The sequence below is a fragment of the Nocardia sp. CA-145437 genome (assembly GCF_050956485.1).
GTDB lineage: Bacteria > Actinomycetota > Actinomycetes > Mycobacteriales > Mycobacteriaceae > Nocardia.
Genome location: NZ_CP191204.1, coordinates 1,113,749 through 1,130,504 on the forward strand (window position 1 = coordinate 1,113,749; position 16,756 = coordinate 1,130,504).

The 16,756-nt window shown below is 69.4% G+C and carries 13 protein-coding genes; 4 read left to right on the forward strand and 9 right to left on the reverse strand.

Going from position 1 to position 16,756, the window contains the following annotated elements; genetic code table 11:
• Positions 1–8: 8 nt before the first annotated feature.
• The gene (locus ACQPYY_RS04855) at positions 9–422 is read right to left on the reverse strand and encodes a DUF5319 domain-containing protein (protein ID WP_029923780.1); all 414 of its coding nucleotides are present in this window, start codon (positions 420–422) and stop codon (positions 9–11) included.
• A gap of 347 nt (positions 423–769) precedes the next feature.
• Here ACQPYY_RS04855 and guaB point away from each other — a divergent pair, with 347 nt between their 5' ends.
• Both guaB and ACQPYY_RS04865 read left to right on the forward strand, forming a co-directional pair.
• Complete coding sequence (gene guaB, locus ACQPYY_RS04860; RefSeq protein WP_379105316.1) at positions 770–2,314, forward strand: IMP dehydrogenase; 1,545 nt, start codon at positions 770–772, stop codon at positions 2,312–2,314.
• 166 nt (positions 2,315–2,480) lie between these two features.
• A complete protein-coding gene (locus ACQPYY_RS04865) occupies positions 2,481–3,614 on the forward strand; it encodes a GuaB3 family IMP dehydrogenase-related protein (RefSeq protein WP_357098360.1) in 1,134 nt (377 codons plus the stop codon).
• Positions 3,615–3,687: 73 nt separating this feature from the next.
• Here the strand turns inward: ACQPYY_RS04865 and ACQPYY_RS04870 are convergent, their stop codons facing one another.
• The gene (locus tag ACQPYY_RS04870; RefSeq protein ID WP_433592886.1) at positions 3,688–4,512 is read right to left on the reverse strand and encodes an alpha/beta fold hydrolase; all 825 of its coding nucleotides are present in this window, start codon (positions 4,510–4,512) and stop codon (positions 3,688–3,690) included.
• Between the two features lie 427 nt (positions 4,513–4,939).
• Between ACQPYY_RS04870 and guaA the strand changes: the two genes are divergently transcribed.
• The gene (guaA, locus tag ACQPYY_RS04875; protein WP_379105320.1) at positions 4,940–6,505 is read left to right on the forward strand and encodes a glutamine-hydrolyzing GMP synthase; all 1,566 of its coding nucleotides are present in this window, start codon (positions 4,940–4,942) and stop codon (positions 6,503–6,505) included.
• A gap of 127 nt (positions 6,506–6,632) precedes the next feature.
• Here guaA and ACQPYY_RS04880 read toward each other — a convergent pair whose 3' ends face one another.
• From ACQPYY_RS04880 to ACQPYY_RS04895, 4 genes are all read right to left on the reverse strand, one after another.
• Positions 6,633–6,833: a hypothetical protein gene (locus tag ACQPYY_RS04880; protein ID WP_357098351.1), complete on the reverse strand. Its 201-nt coding sequence runs from the start codon at positions 6,831–6,833 to the stop codon at positions 6,633–6,635.
• Positions 6,826–8,487: a PspC domain-containing protein gene (locus ACQPYY_RS04885; RefSeq protein WP_433592887.1), complete on the reverse strand. Its 1,662-nt coding sequence runs from the start codon at positions 8,485–8,487 to the stop codon at positions 6,826–6,828. Before ACQPYY_RS04885 ends, ACQPYY_RS04880 begins: the two co-directional genes overlap by 8 nt.
• A gap of 116 nt (positions 8,488–8,603) precedes the next feature.
• Positions 8,604–9,821, reverse strand: coding sequence for an FAD-dependent monooxygenase (locus ACQPYY_RS04890; protein ID WP_433592888.1), 1,218 nt, complete (start codon positions 9,819–9,821; stop codon positions 8,604–8,606).
• Between the two features lie 394 nt (positions 9,822–10,215).
• Complete coding sequence (locus ACQPYY_RS04895; protein WP_433592889.1) at positions 10,216–10,686, reverse strand: cupin domain-containing protein; 471 nt, start codon at positions 10,684–10,686, stop codon at positions 10,216–10,218.
• Here ACQPYY_RS04895 and ACQPYY_RS04900 point away from each other — a divergent pair.
• On the forward strand, positions 10,685–11,350 hold the full coding sequence (locus tag ACQPYY_RS04900) for a TetR/AcrR family transcriptional regulator (protein ID WP_433592890.1): 666 nt from the start codon (positions 10,685–10,687) through the stop codon (positions 11,348–11,350). The two genes, ACQPYY_RS04895 and ACQPYY_RS04900, sit on opposite strands and share 2 nt — an antisense overlap.
• Positions 11,351–11,364: 14 nt before the next feature.
• Here the strand turns inward: ACQPYY_RS04900 and ACQPYY_RS04905 are convergent, their stop codons facing one another.
• From ACQPYY_RS04905 to ACQPYY_RS04915, 3 genes are all read right to left on the reverse strand, one after another.
• Positions 11,365–11,778 (reverse strand): nitroreductase family deazaflavin-dependent oxidoreductase, encoded by a 414-nt coding sequence (locus ACQPYY_RS04905; protein WP_433592891.1) that lies wholly within the window; start codon positions 11,776–11,778, stop codon positions 11,365–11,367.
• Between the two features lie 80 nt (positions 11,779–11,858).
• A complete protein-coding gene (locus tag ACQPYY_RS04910; protein WP_433592892.1) occupies positions 11,859–15,974 on the reverse strand; it encodes an AAA family ATPase in 4,116 nt (1,371 codons plus the stop codon).
• A 110-nt stretch (positions 15,975–16,084) separates the two neighbouring features.
• Complete coding sequence (locus ACQPYY_RS04915; RefSeq protein WP_433592893.1) at positions 16,085–16,735, reverse strand: MspA family porin; 651 nt, start codon at positions 16,733–16,735, stop codon at positions 16,085–16,087.
• Positions 16,736–16,756: the final 21 nt, after the last annotated feature.

Below are 16,756 nucleotides of genomic sequence, written 5' to 3' on the forward strand. Positions count from 1 at the left end.
CCGATGAATCAGACGTCGAATCCGTCGAACCCGTCGCCGTGCAGTGCCTCGTTCATGGAAGCGTCCGCGTAGCCGCGGCAGTAGTCCCAGGTGACGTAGGCCTCGGGCGTCGGGTCGTAGGCGGGTTCGTGCGGTCGCACCGTGCCGTCCACCAGTAGCTGGAGGAGGTTGGCGCGCAACATGTCCCAGTCGTGGTAGTGATCCTGCCGGCAGTCCTCGCAGCTGACCACGAGACCGCGGATGCCGCGGTGGGCCAGCAGTGCCTCATATACCGCGAGGTCGGCGAGATCCTCTTCGACCGCTAGGCGCTCGTGAGGATCCAGCGGTTCCCCCGGCTCGATGGCATCGAGCGCGGCCGACGGGTCGGAGGGGTCTCCGGCGAATGGATCCGGCGGCAAGCCAGGTGGTAGATGGTCACGCACAGTCCCACGGTACGCAGAACCACCCCCTGTGCGCCAGCGCTGAAGGGGATTTGCCTCCACTTCGCTGGTGGTACGGCGGACAGTGATGTAGTGACAGCCGACACGTTAATGCCAGAGTCGACAATTCGCAGCGCCAATGACATCCGCTACAGGTTCGCGGCCCGCCGGGGTAACGCGGGCCGCGAAGAGCCTGGAGCGAAGCGGAGGGCAAATCTGGCACAGCATCGTGGACGGATACCATGGTTGACCAAAGGCCGGGTAGCAATCGCCGGCATTGCCATTCATCTACGCATCCGCCGGGACCCGGCCCGGTGGGTGTTGCCGAGGTCCAGGAGGGGTCGATCCGAATGAGCAGTCCCGTGACGGGCGAACGTAACGCAGGCCGCCCCCATACGGGCGGCGACGATCCCAACAAGATCGCCATGCTCGGCCTCACCTTCGACGATGTGCTGCTGCTTCCCGCGGCCTCCGATCTGATCCCGAGTTCGGTCGACACTTCCAGCAAGCTGACCCGCGACATCTCGCTGCGGACCCCGCTGGTGAGTTCGGCCATGGACACCGTTACCGAGGCGCGTATGGCCATCGCCATGGCGCGGGCGGGCGGTATGGGCGTGCTGCACCGCAATCTGTCGGTGGAGGCGCAGGCCGCGCAGGCCGAGACCGTGAAGCGGTCGGAGGCGGGCATGGTGACCGACCCGGTCACCTGTCGCCCCGACGACAGCCTCGCCGAGGTCGACGCCATGTGCGCCCGTTTCCGCATCTCCGGTCTGCCGGTGGTGGACGAGCGCGGCATGCTGGTCGGCATCATCACCAACCGCGATATGCGGTTCGAGGTGGACCAGGACCGCAAGGTCGCCGAGGTGATGACCCCGGCGCCGCTGATCACCGCCCAGGAGGGCGTGACCGCCGAGGCCGCGCTGGGCCTGCTGCGCCGCCACAAGATCGAGAAGCTGCCGATTGTCGACGGCTCCGGCAAGCTGCGCGGGCTCATCACGGTCAAGGACTTCGTCAAGACCGAGCAGTACCCGAACGCCACCAAGGACCGCGACGGTCGACTGCTGGTCGGCGCGGCCGTCGGTGTCGGCGAGGACGCCTGGTCGCGTGCCATGACGCTGGCCGAGGTCGGCGTGGACGTGCTCATCGTGGACACCGCGCACGGCCACCAGTCGGGCGTGCTGCAGATGGTCTCCAAGATCAAGGCCGAGGTCGGCGACCGCGTGCAGATCGTCGGCGGCAATGTCGCCACGCGCGCGGGCGCGCTGGCGCTCGTCGAAGCCGGCGTGGACGCGGTGAAGGTGGGTGTGGGCCCGGGTTCCATCTGCACCACCCGCGTGGTCGCCGGTGTCGGCGCGCCGCAGATCACCGCGATCCTGGAGGCCACCGCGGCGTGCAAGCCGCACGGTGTGCCGGTCATCGCCGACGGCGGCGTGCAGTACTCCGGTGACATCGCCAAGGCCATCGCGGCCGGCGCCTCCACCGTCATGCTGGGTTCGCTGCTGGCCGGTACCGCCGAGTCGCCGGGCGATCTGATCCTGGTGGGCGGCAAGCAGTTCAAGAGCTATCGCGGCATGGGTTCGCTGGGCGCCATGCAGGGTCGCGGCGAGGCCAAGTCCTACTCCAAGGACCGCTACTTCCAGGACGACGTGCTGTCGGAGAAGAAGCTGGTGCCCGAGGGCATCGAGGGCCGGGTGCCGTTCCGCGGCCCGCTGGACCAGGTGATCCACCAGCTGGTCGGCGGTCTCCGCGCGGCCATGGGTTACACCGGCGCGCAGACCATTCCGGATCTGCAGGCGGCCCAGTTCGTGCAGATCACGGCGGCGGGCCTGAAGGAGTCGCACCCGCACGACATCACCATGACCGTCGAGGCTCCCAACTACACGACACGCGCCTGACCACAAAACAGGTGAACGCCCAAAGGTTCGCGGCGCGCCTCGTTCTGGACTGACGGAGCGGGGGAGCGAAGCGGAGGAGCGGAGGAGGGAAGAACGAGACTTCCAGCGCCGCGAACCCGCCCGGAGCGAAGCGGAGGGCAATCCAACACAGGAGGACTGAACAACGATGCGCGATATGGTCGAGATCGGCATGGGCCGGACGGCTCGGCGCACCTACGAGCTGGACGATATCGACATCGTGCCCTCGCGCCGGACCCGCTCCTCCAAGCAGGTGTCGCTGGCCTGGCAGCTCGACGCGTACCGCTTCGAGATCCCGTTCCTCGCGCATCCCACCGACGCGCTCGTCTCGCCGAAGTTCGCCATCGAACTGGGCAAGGCCGGCGGCCTGGGCGTTATCAATGGTGAGGGCCTGTGGGCCCGGCACGCCGACGTCGACGCCAAGGTGCAGCAGCTGACCGAGGTCGCGGAGAAGGAAGGCACCGAGGCGGCGGTCGCGCTGCTGCAGGAGCTGCACGCCGCGCCGATGAAGGCCGACCTGCTGGCCGCCGCGGTCGCCGAGGTGCGCGCCGCCGGGGTCACCACCGCGGTGCGGGTCAGCCCGCAGAACGCGCGCGCCCTCACCCCCAGCCTGGTGCAGGCCGGGATCGACCTGCTGGTCGTGCACGGCACCATCATCTCCGCCGAGCACGTGGGCGACGGGGAGCCGTTGAACCTCAAGACCTTCATCGCCGAGCTGGATGTGCCGGTGGTCGCGGGCGGCGTATCCGATCACCGCACCGCGCTGCACCTGATGCGCACCGGCGCGGCGGGCGTCATCGTGGGCTACGGCTCGATGCAGGGCTCCACCACCACCGGTGAGGTGCTCGGCATCGGTGTGCCGATGGCCACCGCCATCGCCGACGCCGCCGCCGCGCGTCGCGACTACCTGGACGAGACCGGCGGCCGCTACGTGCACGTCATCGCCGACGGCGAGACCCTGACCTCCGGGCACGTCGCCAAGGCCATCGCGTGCGGCGCGGACGCGGTCATGCTGGGCGTGCCGCTGGCCATGGCCCGCGAGACCCCGGGCAACGGCTGGTACTGGCCCTCGGCCGCCGCGCACCCGTCGGTTCCGCGCGGCGCGGTGCTGCCGTACGCGGTCGACGAGGAGCGGGTCCCGCTGGACCAGGTCCTCAACGGCCCGTCCAACGACCCCTTCGGTTCGCTGAATCTGGTTGGCGGCCTGCGTCGTTCGATGGCCAAGACCGGGTACAGCGACCTCAAGGAATTCCAGAAGGTCGGTTTGAACGTGCGCGGCTAGCGATCAGACCCTGCACTCGCGCCCTTGCGCATTCACTCGAATGCGCAAGGGCGCGAGTCGTATCCGGGGTCGGTCAGCGGCTGCCCGGCCGGGCGCTGAAATCGCGCAGCGGCGGTACCGCGATATCGCGGAGGAACTCCCGGATCGCGGAGTTCACCGCCACCGGGTGGGTCATGTTCACCGTCTGCCGGGCGCCGTCGATCTCCAGATAGTGCGCGCGGGGGAGGCGTTCGGCCAGTTCCCGGGCGTGCGAGCGGGGCACGCCCGAGCGGGTCGGGTGGATGACCAAAGTGGGGCAGGTGATTTCGGGTAGTCGCTCCAGCACCGAGTCGCGGCCCAGCAGCGCGCCCGCGGCGATCTCGGTAGCCGACGGGTCGCGGGCCAGCCAGCGTTTCACCCACACGGCGCGATACCAGTCGTCGTCGCCGATGAGCCAGCGGGCCAGGTATTCGGCGAGCGCGGGGCGGGGGCCGTCCTCGTGCCACTTGTCCAGAAACTTTCGGCCATTGGCGAGTTCGGCGGCGGTGGGCTCGTGCGCCTCACTGCTGAGCAGCACCAGGGCGGCGACCCGGTCGGGGGCCAGCAGCGCGGTGCGCAGCGCGATGAAACCGCCCTGGGAGGTTCCGCCCACCACGGCCCGTTGCGCGCCCAGCTGATCCAGTACGGTCAGCGCGTCCCGGGCGGAGGTCCAGTAGGTGAACGGCAGCCCCTCGTCGCGGGTGCGGCCGTGTCCGCGCGCATCCCAGGTCACGATCCGGAACTCCGGAGTCAACGCCGCCTGTTGCGACGCGAACATCGTTCGGTCCATGAGGAATTCGTGCCCCAGCAGCACAACCGGACCTTCGCCCCCGCTGTCCTCGTAGTGGATCTCGGCATCGATCGCACGGGCGAATGGCACGAGGTAGAGAATAGCCAGCACCGGTGACAAACCGGCGAGCTTTCCTGCCCACCGGCACAGCGGGTGTCGCTCGGCCCGTTCGGTCGGGGAGGAATTACCGTCCAGGCGAGGGCGGAAGTCCCTATCCAGGACAACTCCGACGCGAATACCGTCCCGATGCCACCACTTCCGGGCCGGGCGGGCAACCGCTTCCGAGGCCGCGGCGCACCCTGGCCCGGGGTGGCGGTCCACAGTGAACCCGATCCCCTGGGTGCCGACTGATTTCGTGCCGGTCGGGGTAACTCGTCGGGGACGGCCGAAATCGGTTCGGCACCTGACCGCCGGCACGGGTGTTCGACGGCCACCGGCACGTAGCTGTCCGCCGCGTTCCGGGGAGGCGGGGGAGCGGTCGCCCGGGGAGAGTGTGTCCTATCTCGCTCACTAGACTGTGCGGGTGGCAGAAACCCAGCGACCAGTCCTTGTTGTCGATTTCGGCGCGCAATACGCGCAGCTGATCGCGCGCCGGGTGCGCGAAGCGAGTGTGTATTCCGAGGTGGTGCCGCACACGATCACCGTCGAGGAGATCGCGGAGAAGCAGCCCCTCGCCGTCATCCTCTCCGGCGGACCCAGCAGCGTGTACGCCGAGGGCGCGCCGCAGCTGGACGCGCGGCTGTTCGAACTGGACCTGCCGGTCTTCGGTATCTGCTACGGCTTCCAGGCCATGGCGCAGGCGCTCGGCGGCACGGTGGCGCACACCGGGACTCGCGAGTACGGGCGCACCGAGCTCAGCGTCGACGGCGGCATTCTGCACGGCGGCCTGCCCACCCGGCAGCCGGTGTGGATGAGCCACGGCGACGCCGTCACCGACGCGCCCGCCGGGTTCGAGGTGACCGCGACCTCCGCGGGCGCGCCGGTCGCCGCGTTCGAGGATCGGGCGCGCAAGCTCGCCGGCGTGCAGTACCACCCGGAGGTGCTGCACTCGCCGCACGGCCAGCAGGTGCTGAGCCGGTTCCTGCACGAGATCGCCGGCATCCCGGGCGCGTGGACGCCCGCCAATATCGCCGAGGCGCTCATCGCCCAGGTGCGCGAGCAGGTCGGCGACGGCCACGCCATCTGTGGTCTGTCCGGCGGTGTGGACTCCGCGGTCGCGGCCGCGCTGGTGCAGCGGGCCATCGGTGACCGCCTCACCTGTGTGTTCGTCGATCACGGTCTGCTGCGCGCGGGCGAGCGCGAGCAGGTGCAGCGTGATTTCGTCGCCGCGACCGGGGCCAAGCTGGTCACCGTCGACGCGGTCGACAAGTTCCTGGGTGAGCTGAAGGGCGTCACCGATCCGGAGGAGAAGCGCAAGATCATCGGCCGGGAGTTCATCCGGTCGTTCGAGGACGCGGTCTCCGAGGTGGTCGGCGAGCAGGGCGAGACCAAGGTCGAGTTCCTGGTGCAGGGCACCCTGTACCCGGACGTGGTCGAGTCCGGCGGCGGCGCGGGCACCGCGAACATCAAGTCGCACCACAATGTCGGCGGTCTGCCCGACGATCTGGAGTTCGCGCTCGTCGAGCCGCTGCGGCTGCTGTTCAAGGACGAGGTGCGCGCGGTCGGCCGCGAGCTGGGGCTGCCCGAGGAAATCGTTGCGCGCCAGCCGTTCCCGGGTCCGGGTCTGGCCATCCGCATCATCGGCGAGGTCACCCACGACCGGCTGGAGCTGCTGCGCCAGGCCGACGCCATCGCGCGCGAGGAGCTCACCGCCGCCGGGCTGGACAAGTCGATCTGGCAGTGCCCCGTGGTGTTGCTGGCCGATGTCCGCAGTGTCGGCGTGCAGGGCGACGGCCGCACCTACGGCCACCCGATCGTGCTGCGCCCGGTCTCCTCCGAGGACGCCATGACCGCCGACTGGACCCGCCTGCCCTACGAGGTGCTGGAGCGGATCTCCACCCGCATCACCAACGAGGTGGCCGACGTCAACCGCGTCGTGCTCGACGTGACGTCCAAGCCGCCGGGCACCATCGAATGGGAGTGAGAGCTCCCCGCTGAACGCGAAGGCCCCGCACCTGCGAAAGGTGCGGGGCCTTCGGCCTTCTCGGAAGGGCAGTTCCGGGAAGGAAGGACGCCGCCCCCGGCGAGGGGGTGGGGGCGGCGCGTGCGGTCTACTCCCGGTGTTTCTTCGGGCTGAGTACCAGGATCACGCCCACCACGATGGCGGCGATCACCACGATCCAGCCCAGCGACAGACCGCCGGAGACGGGCCAGAAGTGGGGGCCGATGAAGGCCCACACACTCACGCCCAGGCCCAGCAGGCCGGCCAGCAGTAGTGCGAACGAGGGTCGGCGGTTCTTGTTCTCAGCCACGGTTCACCTCCGCGTTTCCCATCTGCACGTCGACGGTCAGGTTCAGGACGGGGCCCGTCGCCGGGCCCGAGATTCCGCTCGGGCAGTTCGAATCACCCATGCGGACATTGCAGGTCGTGTTGACGCGCAGGTTCGGCGGCAGCATCACGCGGGCGTCGCCCATGCGCACCTTCACCTCGACCGCGCGATCCTCGGTCAGCTTCAGTTGGCTCAGGTCGAGAGTGCCCGAACCCATCGAGATGTGATAGACGGGCAGCAGCTCGGAATCGGTTGCGGCGGACCACTTGTGGTCGCCCATCGCGCCCTCGTCGAACTGGATCGGGCCGATCAGCGAGGCCAGGATCACGAAACCGGCCAGTGGGGCCAGCACCACCATCAGGCCGTAGCCGCGGCGCAGGAACGCGCCCACGATGAGGCCCACGGCGACCACGGCCAATGCGGCGGCGCCGATCCGGCCGGGCGTCATCCACTCCACGCCCGACGCGGCCATGGAACCCGCCGCGGCGGCGGCCAGGATGGCGAGACCGATGGTGACGGGGGTCAGGCGGGACCGCGGGCGGGCCGGGGGAGCCTGGACGACTTGCTGCTGGACCGGCGTGATCGGCTCGGGCAGCTGCCAGGCCAGCGGGGCCACGCCCAGGGGGTCCCAGCCGGGCGGGGTGGGGCCGAAGTCGGGGGAGATGGGGGCGGGGCCGAATCCGGCGCGTGGGCGGTCGACGACCGGCGGAATCCGGTGCAGCGTAGGGGGTTCGACGTCGGCCGGCGGGGCCGAGGGGGTCTCGGGGGCGTCGCCGTCCTCGTCGTCGGTCTTCGGCTTGGTGAGATCGACAGCCGTCGCCGCTGTGTCCGCCGGTTCGTCGGGCTGTTCCGGCGTGCCGGGGCCCGAAGCGGATTCGGACTTCCGCAGGATCACGGTGTCGGACACCGACGATGCGGGCGCGTACCGGGTCTCCAGCACTTCGGTGACCTGCTCGGTGTCCGGAATCTTCTGCGTGACAACAGGTTCCGGCTCCGGTGCGGCGACCGGCGGCTGGTTGGGGTCGGGCTCGTAGTGATCGGGCAGTGTCGTGTACGGCCCGTACGTCTGGAAGGTCACCGCATTGGTGCCCGGATACCCGGTCCAGTACGGGCTCGCGGTGCCCGGATACCCCGTGTTGAACGGATCGGTGACCGCCGGCTGCTCGAAATAGCCTGCGGGCGGCTGCATCTGGCGCTGATACAGCAGCCACCATCCGCCCAGCATGAGCGCGAAGCTGATCACCCCGGACCCGCCGAGTCCCACCCCGACGGGACCCATCGTGCTCACAGCGATCCCCAACGCCACCATGAGCACGATGGTCTTGGACGAGGGCTGCGACGCCTGGCCGCGCCCGAACAGCGACTCCGCCGCCGAGGACTGGTCTCCGGCCTGGTTCAGCAGCAGCCATCCGAGCAGGTAGAGCACGACGCCCGCCCCGCCGAACAACGCCGACACCACGAACGCCACCCGCACCAGCACCGGGTCCACGTTGTAGCGCCGGCCGAAACCGACAGCGACGCCCGCGATCGGCCCGTCCTTGGGAAACCGCACCGGCCGCGTCTGCCACAGATCCTGAATCTGATCGGAGAAGCCGGTACGCCCAGCACCCTTGGACCAGTCGCTCGTTCTCGTCATGGCATCCATCGTGCTGTCAGGCCCTGCTCAGCCGCATCGGGGATCACCCTGAACCCTCACCTGAACTTGGCCCCGACCGGCCATCGTTCGGTGAAGCGTGCAATGTGCTGGGCCGCCTAATTGCTTGCTGATGAGGTGATCGGCGGTTCGGCCGCAGGGCGGGAGTCCGGCAATTCCGCGTAGTCGGGCAGTTCGATTCCGTTGAGCGCCCGGTCGATCAGGTCGAAGTCCCAGTCGGGTTCGGGGCTGGGCTCGGCGTTCGGGTCGGGAATATCGCGACTGCGGGCGTGCAGGCGGCCGATTTCCTGGTTGGCCTCGACGAACGGGCGCATGCGCTGCTCGTAGGCGGCGAATCCGGCTTCGGGGTTCCAGTCGGCGGCGGCCAGCTCTCCGGCCAGGATGTAGGCGCCGACCAGGGCCAGGCCGGTGCCTTGTCCGGAATAGGGGGACGAGCTGAAGGCCGCGTCGCCGAGCAGGCCGACGCGTCCGCTCGACCAGCGGTCCATCACCACCTGGGCGACCTGGTCGAGGTAGAAGTCCGGGGCGTCGTCCAGATGGGCGAGGATGCGTGGGGTCAGCCAGCCCATGCCGTCCATCCGAGCGCGGAGCAGGCGCTTCTGGGCGGCGATGTCGCGGTAGTCGATGTCGAGGTCGGGGGCGACGAAGGAGAACAGGGCCATCGCCTGGGTAGCGTCCCGGATGGGTCGCAGACCCGCCGAGCGCCCGGATGTCTGGTAGTCGATCAGCCAGCCGTCCAGCTCGAACTCGTTGGGCACGGTGTAGAAAGCCAGCGCGTGCCCGAGATGCCGGACGAACCGCTCGTGCGGGCCGAAAACCATGGCGCGCAGCCCCGAATGCAGCCCATCCGCCCCGATCACCAGGTCGAAACGCCGCCGCTCTCCGCCCTCGAGGACCACGTCGACCCCGTTCGCGTCCTGCGTCAGCTCCGCGATCCGGTCCCCGAAGATGTACTCGACCTCGTCACGCGTGTCGTCGTGCAGCACCCGCGACAGATCCCCGCGCAGAATCTCGATCTCCGAGATATACCCGTCCCCGTCATGATCGTCCGCGCGAAACGTCTCCAGCACCTTCCCGTCCACGTCCACCGTGTACGCCCCCGCGGTCTCGGTCCGTGCCGCCCGCACCTCCGCATCCAGCCCCATCCGCCGAATGACCTCCTTGGCCACCCCGCGCGCGTCCACCGCCTGCCCACCGGGCCGCAACCCAGGAGCCCGCTCCACCACGGTCACCTCGGCTCCCCGTCGCCGCAACCAATGCGCCAACGCGGGCCCGGCGATGCTCGCCCCCGCCACCAACACCTTGGTCCCACTCATCGCGCCTCCCTCTCGCCCGCCCGGATCACTGCCCGGATCGTCTGCTTCCGCTCTGACCCACCGCCGTCGGTGCATCCAAAGGTATCGACGACGGACCCACCCGAAACTCATCGGCGCAGCGGCAATCGCACACTCCGTGCGGACGCTCGGCGACGTCGGATCGGCTCGGGCAGTCGATCTGCGCCTGCTGCGCTGGCCGGTTGCGGCCTCCAGGCTGGGGCCGGCGCCCGCCAGATCGAGCTCAACCCCGCCACTCAAAAGTCATGACACCGCACCCGATCTCGTCGCCGAGTGGCACATCCTGGAGGGGTTTTGTCCACTTTCACCTCCATCATGTGCCACTCGGCGTCCGGGATTGGGTGGGGTTTGGGTTGGTGGCTGGATCTGGGCCGTGCTAGGGCACCGTGGGTTCCTCGTATCGGATGTGGTGCTTGGCGGCGATCGGGTTGATCTTGGCGGGGTCGAGGGCGTCCGCGGTGAGCACGGCGGGTCCCGCCTCGAACAGATCCTCCAGGTAGCACTCCCAGCCGCCCGGTGACGAGATCTGGATGAGGCGCGGCGGGGGTGTCGAGGCGCAGCGTAGGGCGTGCGGAATGCCTTGGGGGAGTAGGACGAACATCCCGGCGGTGGCGTGCTCGACGCGGTCGTCGAATTCCACCTCGAGGGTGCCGTCGAGCACGTAGATGGATTCGTCGGCCGCGTCATGGGTGTGGCGGGGGATATCGCGGGCGAGGGTGACTTCCAGGAGCGAGAAGCGGCCTTCGGTATCGGCGGTGGTGGCCTTCACCGCGAACGCGGGCGGCAGCGGGAGGCGGCCGGGGCGGGCCGCGCCGGCTTCGAGCAGCAGAAATCGATTGTGGGACATGGTGGTACCCTTCGACTCAAGAGAAACGGAACCGGAATCCGGATCCGATTCGAGTGTAGGCCGGAAGGGAACCCGAGTGTCAAGCCCATCGTCGCCGTCGCGCAGGCCGCGCGCGGACGCCTCCCGTAATCGCGACCGCATCCTGGAAGCCGCACGTAATCTGTTCGCGGAGAGGGGAAGTCAGGTCCAACTGCCGGAGGTGGCGCGGGCCGCCGGTGTCGGGATCGGCACCGTGTACCGGCACTTCCCGGCCCAGGCCGACCTGATCGAAGCCGCGGCCGCGCAACGTTTCGCCGAGATCGAGGAATACGCGCGCACCCAATGTCTGGACCAGGCCGAGCCCGGCCGGGGGGTGCTCGACTATCTGACCCATGTCGGCGAAATCCTGGCGGCCGACAGTGGATTGTCCGCCGCCATCGAAGCCGCCCGCCAATCACGCGGTAGTGAACCGCGCGGCGCTGCGCTGGAACAGCTCGCCGAGATCATCGGCGCGCTCATCGAATCCGATCGGGCCGCTGGAACAGTGCGCCCCGACTTGACCGTCGCCGATGTCTACATGGTTGTCGGCGCACTGTCCGCCACCATTCGCTCCGGCAGCGGCGACTGGCGCCGGTTGCTGACCCTGTTGTCCGATGGGCTGCGGGTTCAACCGTCGAGCGGCTGATTCGGGCGCAACCTTTACGCGGGTTGGCGGTACACCGCGATGACCGGGATGTGGCGGGTGGTCTTGGCTCGGTAGTCGGCGAAGACGGGCATGAGGTCGATCATGCGGTTGTAGAGGGTGGTGGATTCGGGTTCGGGGAGGAATTCGGCTTTGCCGGTGTAGGTTTCGGTGCCGAGTTCGACGGTGAGCTCCGGGTTGGCGCGGAGGTTGTGGTACCAGGCGGGGTGCTTGTCGGCGCCGCCGTTGGAGGCGATGAGGATGATGCGGTCGGTGTCGGGGACGTAGACCAGGGGGTTGGTGGTGGGGCGGCCGGACTTCGCTCCGGTGGTGGTGATCAGGACCATGTTGGTGCGGCCTTCGAAGGGGCCGCCTACCTCGCCGTTGTTGGCGCGGAACTCCGCGATCACGGATTCGTTGAATGCGTTCATCTCACCTGTCCTGTTCGGGATCTCGTGGACTCCAACCGGTCCGGGGCTCGGCGGTATTCCGCCCGGCAGTTCGGACGATGTCAGTGGGCCGGGCACGGCGGGCGGTAGGGCAGCTGCGGGAGGTGGTGCCGCCAAAGAGATTCGGTCCAGATGTCCGACGTGGTGTCGCAGACTCGGGCTACGGCGTGGGGAAGGTCGGTGTCCCAGAGTTTGATCGGACCGTAGGCCGTCGTGATGGCCACGTGGCGGTTGTCGGGGGAGAAGGTGGCGGTGATGGAGGTGGAGCCGGATTCGGCCAGGGCATCGGTGGGGGCGGGATGGGCCGGGTCGGTGATGTTCCAGAGTCGGGCAGCGCCGTCGATGCCGGTGGTGATCATGGTCCGGGAGTCGGTGGTGAAGCGGATGGAGGCGAGGTTGAGGGTGCGGGCGGGCACCGGGTCGCCGAGCCGGACCGGACGGGTGGGATTGCTGATGTCCCAGTTCTGGAAGGTGTCATTGGCGATCACGACCATGGTGCGGTGATCGGGTGTGACCATGATCTGGTCGCCCGCGACGGCGGGTTGCCGGAGCAGGTCGGCGACCCGGCCGGGGCGCGCGGGGTCGGCGACATTCCAGAGGGTGACGAGGAGTTCGGCCGTGTTGGTGTCGCCGACGATTTCGCTGACGGTGAGGGTGGCGCCGTTGGCGTCGAAGAACGCTCTCGGGTAGGCGGTGTGGGTCGGCAGGCGGTCGCCGACGGGCTTGGGGTGTACCGGATCGCTCATGTCCCAGAGCTGAATCGTGTTGTCCGCGTTGGTCGCGGCCGCCAAGCGCAGGTCGGGGGAGACGGACGGACTGTACTGGGCTCCGGGGAAGGCCGGGTCGCCGAGCACGCGAATGCGGGCGGGGTCGGACAGGTCGAAGACGTGCTGGGTCTCCCGAACATACGAACCGTCCGGCGAGCTGCGGGTCAGCAGGGTATTGCCATCGGCGGACAAGGTGGCGCCGATGAATCCGGGCTCGGTGCGATAGTCGCCGATTCGGCTGGGCTGGTCCGGATTTCGCAGATCCCACACGATGATCCGGCCGTTGTCGGAGAAGGTGACCAGGCGGGTTCCGGTCCGGTCGAAGGCCGCCGCCGCGTCCTGCCCGTCGGGCGCGGTGAGCAGGACTGGCAATGACCAGGTTCGGATCTCGCCCCGCGCGTCGCCGGTGACGAGGGTGCGGCCACCGGGTGCGAAGGCCAGCGTGGTGGGGGCGCCCTTGCACGGAACCGTGAGCTGGGTGTAGCGGCATTTACCGGGATTGCCCGGCAGGGTGGCGCCGTATCGGGTCGGGCGGGCCGGGTCCGTCATGTTCCACAGCGTCGTGCCGTCCGTGCTGGTGGTGGCGAAAATCCGGCCGTCTGACGCGAATTCGAGGGCGCCGACATAGTTCGAGCCGGTACTCACCGTCGAATACCGGTGTGCACGAGCGGGATCCGAGACATCCCACAGTTCCACGGTGGTATCGGAGGCCGCGATGCCGCGGATCCGGGTCACCACGGCGAGGGTGGCCCCGTCGGGGGTGAAGGCGACGAGTCGGCCAGCCGGGATCGGTTCACCGGCCGGAGTCACCGGTGTGGGGTTGGCGGGGTCGGTGATGTTCCACAGGTCGAGCATGGGGGAGACGCCCTCGAGCGAGGCATGAGTGACGGTCAGCCATCGACCGGTGGGGTTGATCCGGAGACTGAGGTGGTCGCTCACGCCGAGCGGGATCTGCCGGGACGAGACCCGGACCGGGGCAGCCGGATCCACGGCATTCCACAGACTGAACTTGGTGGCGGTCAGCACCGCGAGGGTGCGGCCCCCGGGCACGAAGGCGACCTGCACGTAATTGGAATCCGGCGGTTCGGTCACGGTGGACAGCCGCCGTGGCGTCGCGGGTATGGACACGTCCCACAACACGATGTGCCGGGTCTGCCCGTCGGAGGCGCTGGTGGTGGCCAGCAGCGTGCCATCGGAACTGAAGGACGCGCTGTTGTACCCGGTCAACTCCAGCGGCGTGGCATCCGGTTGCCGGGGATCCGAACCGGCCAGCGGAAGCGGTTGCACGGAGAGCGGTTTCGGATGCTGGGGATCGGCGTTGTCCCAGAACCGGAGGGTGTTCGCGGCCGAGGAGATCAGGATCTTGCCGTCGGGCCGGTAGACGATCCTCTCGATGGCGGTCGCATGAGCGGGGGTGACCGTCGCCAACGGGGTGTCCTGCGTCTGGAACAGCCGGGAGCGCACGGCCCGATCGTCCGGCCGCATCCGCCACGCGATCAGGTTCAACTGCGCGGCCAGCGACGGGTCGGACTGCTGGACCCGGTCCGCTTCGGCGAGTACGGCGGCGAAGTCGCGGTCGTCGCGGCGTTGATCGGCCAGCCGAGTCTGGGTATAGGCGCTGAACCCGAAAACCAGGACGGCCACGGCGAACAGGGCCAGCCGGGCCCGGATCCAGGTGGCGCGGCGGCGGGACTTGGTGCGGGCCGTGGTCGCGGCGGTGAGGAATTCGGTGGCCAGCGGACCGGCCGGGGGCGGATCGACGTGCTCGAGGGCGTTCTCCAAGCGCGCGCCCTGATAGAGCAGCGACGAATCGCGTTCCTGCCCGGCCCATTCGGCGGCGTCGGTCTCCAGACGCTGACGGACCAGGTAGCCGACGCGGTCCTCGTCGATCCAGCTGCGCAGCCGGGGCCAGGCGGTGAGGACGATCTCGTGAGTGAGGGTGACGGTCTCGGCATCGAGGGTGATCAGGCGGGTGGCGGCGAGCAATTCCAGTGCTGCGGTCGCGGATTCGGCGTCGGCGGCATGGGCCAGCAGGTCGGTGCGGACGCCGGGGCGGCGGGTGTCGCGAGCGTCGCGGGTGACCGTGACCAGGCCCAGCAGGAGGTCGCGGGCGGCGGCGCGCTGGCCGGGAGACAGTTCGTTCCAGGCGTATTCGGCGGTCTCGGCGACCGAGCCGACGACGCCGCCCGCCTTGCGGTAGCCCGACACCGTGAGGCGACGGCCCTCCCGGTACTGCCAGGTGGCGGCCATGACGTGGGAGAGCAGCGGCAGCGCGCCCGGGTCGTAGGCGCGGCGGTCGTGCTGGCCGCCCGCGCCGCAGAGTTCGGTGATGACCAGCTCTTCGAGGCCGTTCTCCAGGTCCAGGCCGACCGCGCGCGCCGGACCCGAGATGGCCTGGGCCAGCTCCTCGGTGCGCATGGGGCCGAGCAGGAAACTGCGGTGCTCCAGGGCCTCCTGGAGGACGAGATGGTTGAGGCAGTGGGCGTAGAAGTCAGCGCGCAGGGCCAGGACGACGGCGACGGGGTCGTCGGCTCGGGTGGCGCAGGTGTGCAGGAGGGTCAGGAAGGCTTCGCGTTCACGATCATCGGCGCAGGCGGTGAAGAGTTCCTCGGCCTGGTCGATGACAAGCAAGCGGCGTGGACCCTCGGCGCGCGGGGCGAGAGCCGGTGTCACCCGCCGGAGGTCGGGTTCGGTGTGCTCGAGTGCTGCCCGCGGCCCGGCGTGTTCGGCCGCTGCCTGCGGCGCGGTGTCGTCCGGTGCGGCGGTCGGCCGCGAATCCGATTCGGCCCGCGCTGTTTCCACGATCGTTCGCAGCGCGGCCGTTGGCCGCGCACCCGGGGTGAACAGTGCCGTCTCCCACTCGGAGAGCGCGGGGATCAGGCCCGCCGCCAGCAGCGACGACTTGCCCGCACCGGACGCGCCGATCACCACGACCGGACCGTCGGCGGCTCGCACGAGGTCGGTGAGATCCGTGGTGGCGCGGGTGCGGCCGAAGAACAGGTCGCGATTCGCGCCGCCGAAGGCGATCAGACCGGGGTAGGGGCAGGCGGCTTCCGCCTCCTCCTCGGGAGCCCAGGTGGTGGCCTCCTGCCAGAGGCGTTGCCACTCTGTGGGATCCGCCAGCTGCCGGGGCAGTGGCTGACCGGTCTTACGGGCCAGGTCGATGAGGGTGAGCACGACCGGGAGCAGCGATTCGAAGCGAGCCGGGACATTGCGCCCCGCCTTCCAGTCGCTGATGCGCTGCGCGGACGCGCCGCCCGGGCGGTTGCCCTGGGCGGCGCGCATCCGGTTCTCGGCGGCGGTCGCGACCCGGCGCAGCGTCGGATTCCCCGCCACCGCATAGAGTTCGGCGAATCGCCGGGCGAAAAGCGCACGGGGTGACCGGATTCGATCGGTCTCGGACTCGGTCACCACGTGCTGTCCTGCCGTCCGTCCCCCGCGAGCATGACGCCAATGTAACTGCCGCGGAACGGGAATGCCGAAACGGCGACGCGGGGTTCCGCGCCGCCGTTCCGGGCGGATCACAGCGTGATCGGGTCGCCGACGACCCAGTCCGCGGCGTCCGCTCCCGGGGAGGTCGCCTCGATGATGGTGTACGCCTGCACGGTCAGCGGTCCGCCGCAGCCGTCCACCCGCAGCTGGTAGTCGCGGTCGACGATGTAGCCGGTGTCGCCCGCGGGCAGTTGCTTCTCACCGAGTTTGACATCGGTGATCTTGCCGGGCGTGATGCCCAGAGTGACGCCGATGCTGGCGCCGATCTCGGGCACGATGTCGACGCTCGCGGTCGGCGTCACCATCTCCAAGCCCGCCGACACCCCGAGGTCGGCGCGTAGATCGACGCCGGCATTGGCCCCGATGGTGAATTTCACGTCCAGGTCCACCGCGCAGGCGACGAAGTATCCGGTGCGGATCTTGCCGGTCCCGCCGCTGACCTTCCCGTAGGACGTGTTGTCCAGGTAGACCTCCCGACTGGTCGGCATCCCGTTCATCGGCGCGACCGGGTGGGCCGCGTGATCCCGGTGCCCCACCGTGACCGCCAGCCCGTTCGGCGCGACGGTCGTCTTCTCGTGCGGTGCGAGGCCCCCCTCGGCGTGGGCGATGGCCGCGGCCGGCGCGCCGCAGAGCAGGCCCACGGTGGTGACGGCACCGGCGATAGCGGTCTTGGTGATCATGTGAGTCCTCCCCGACTCTCG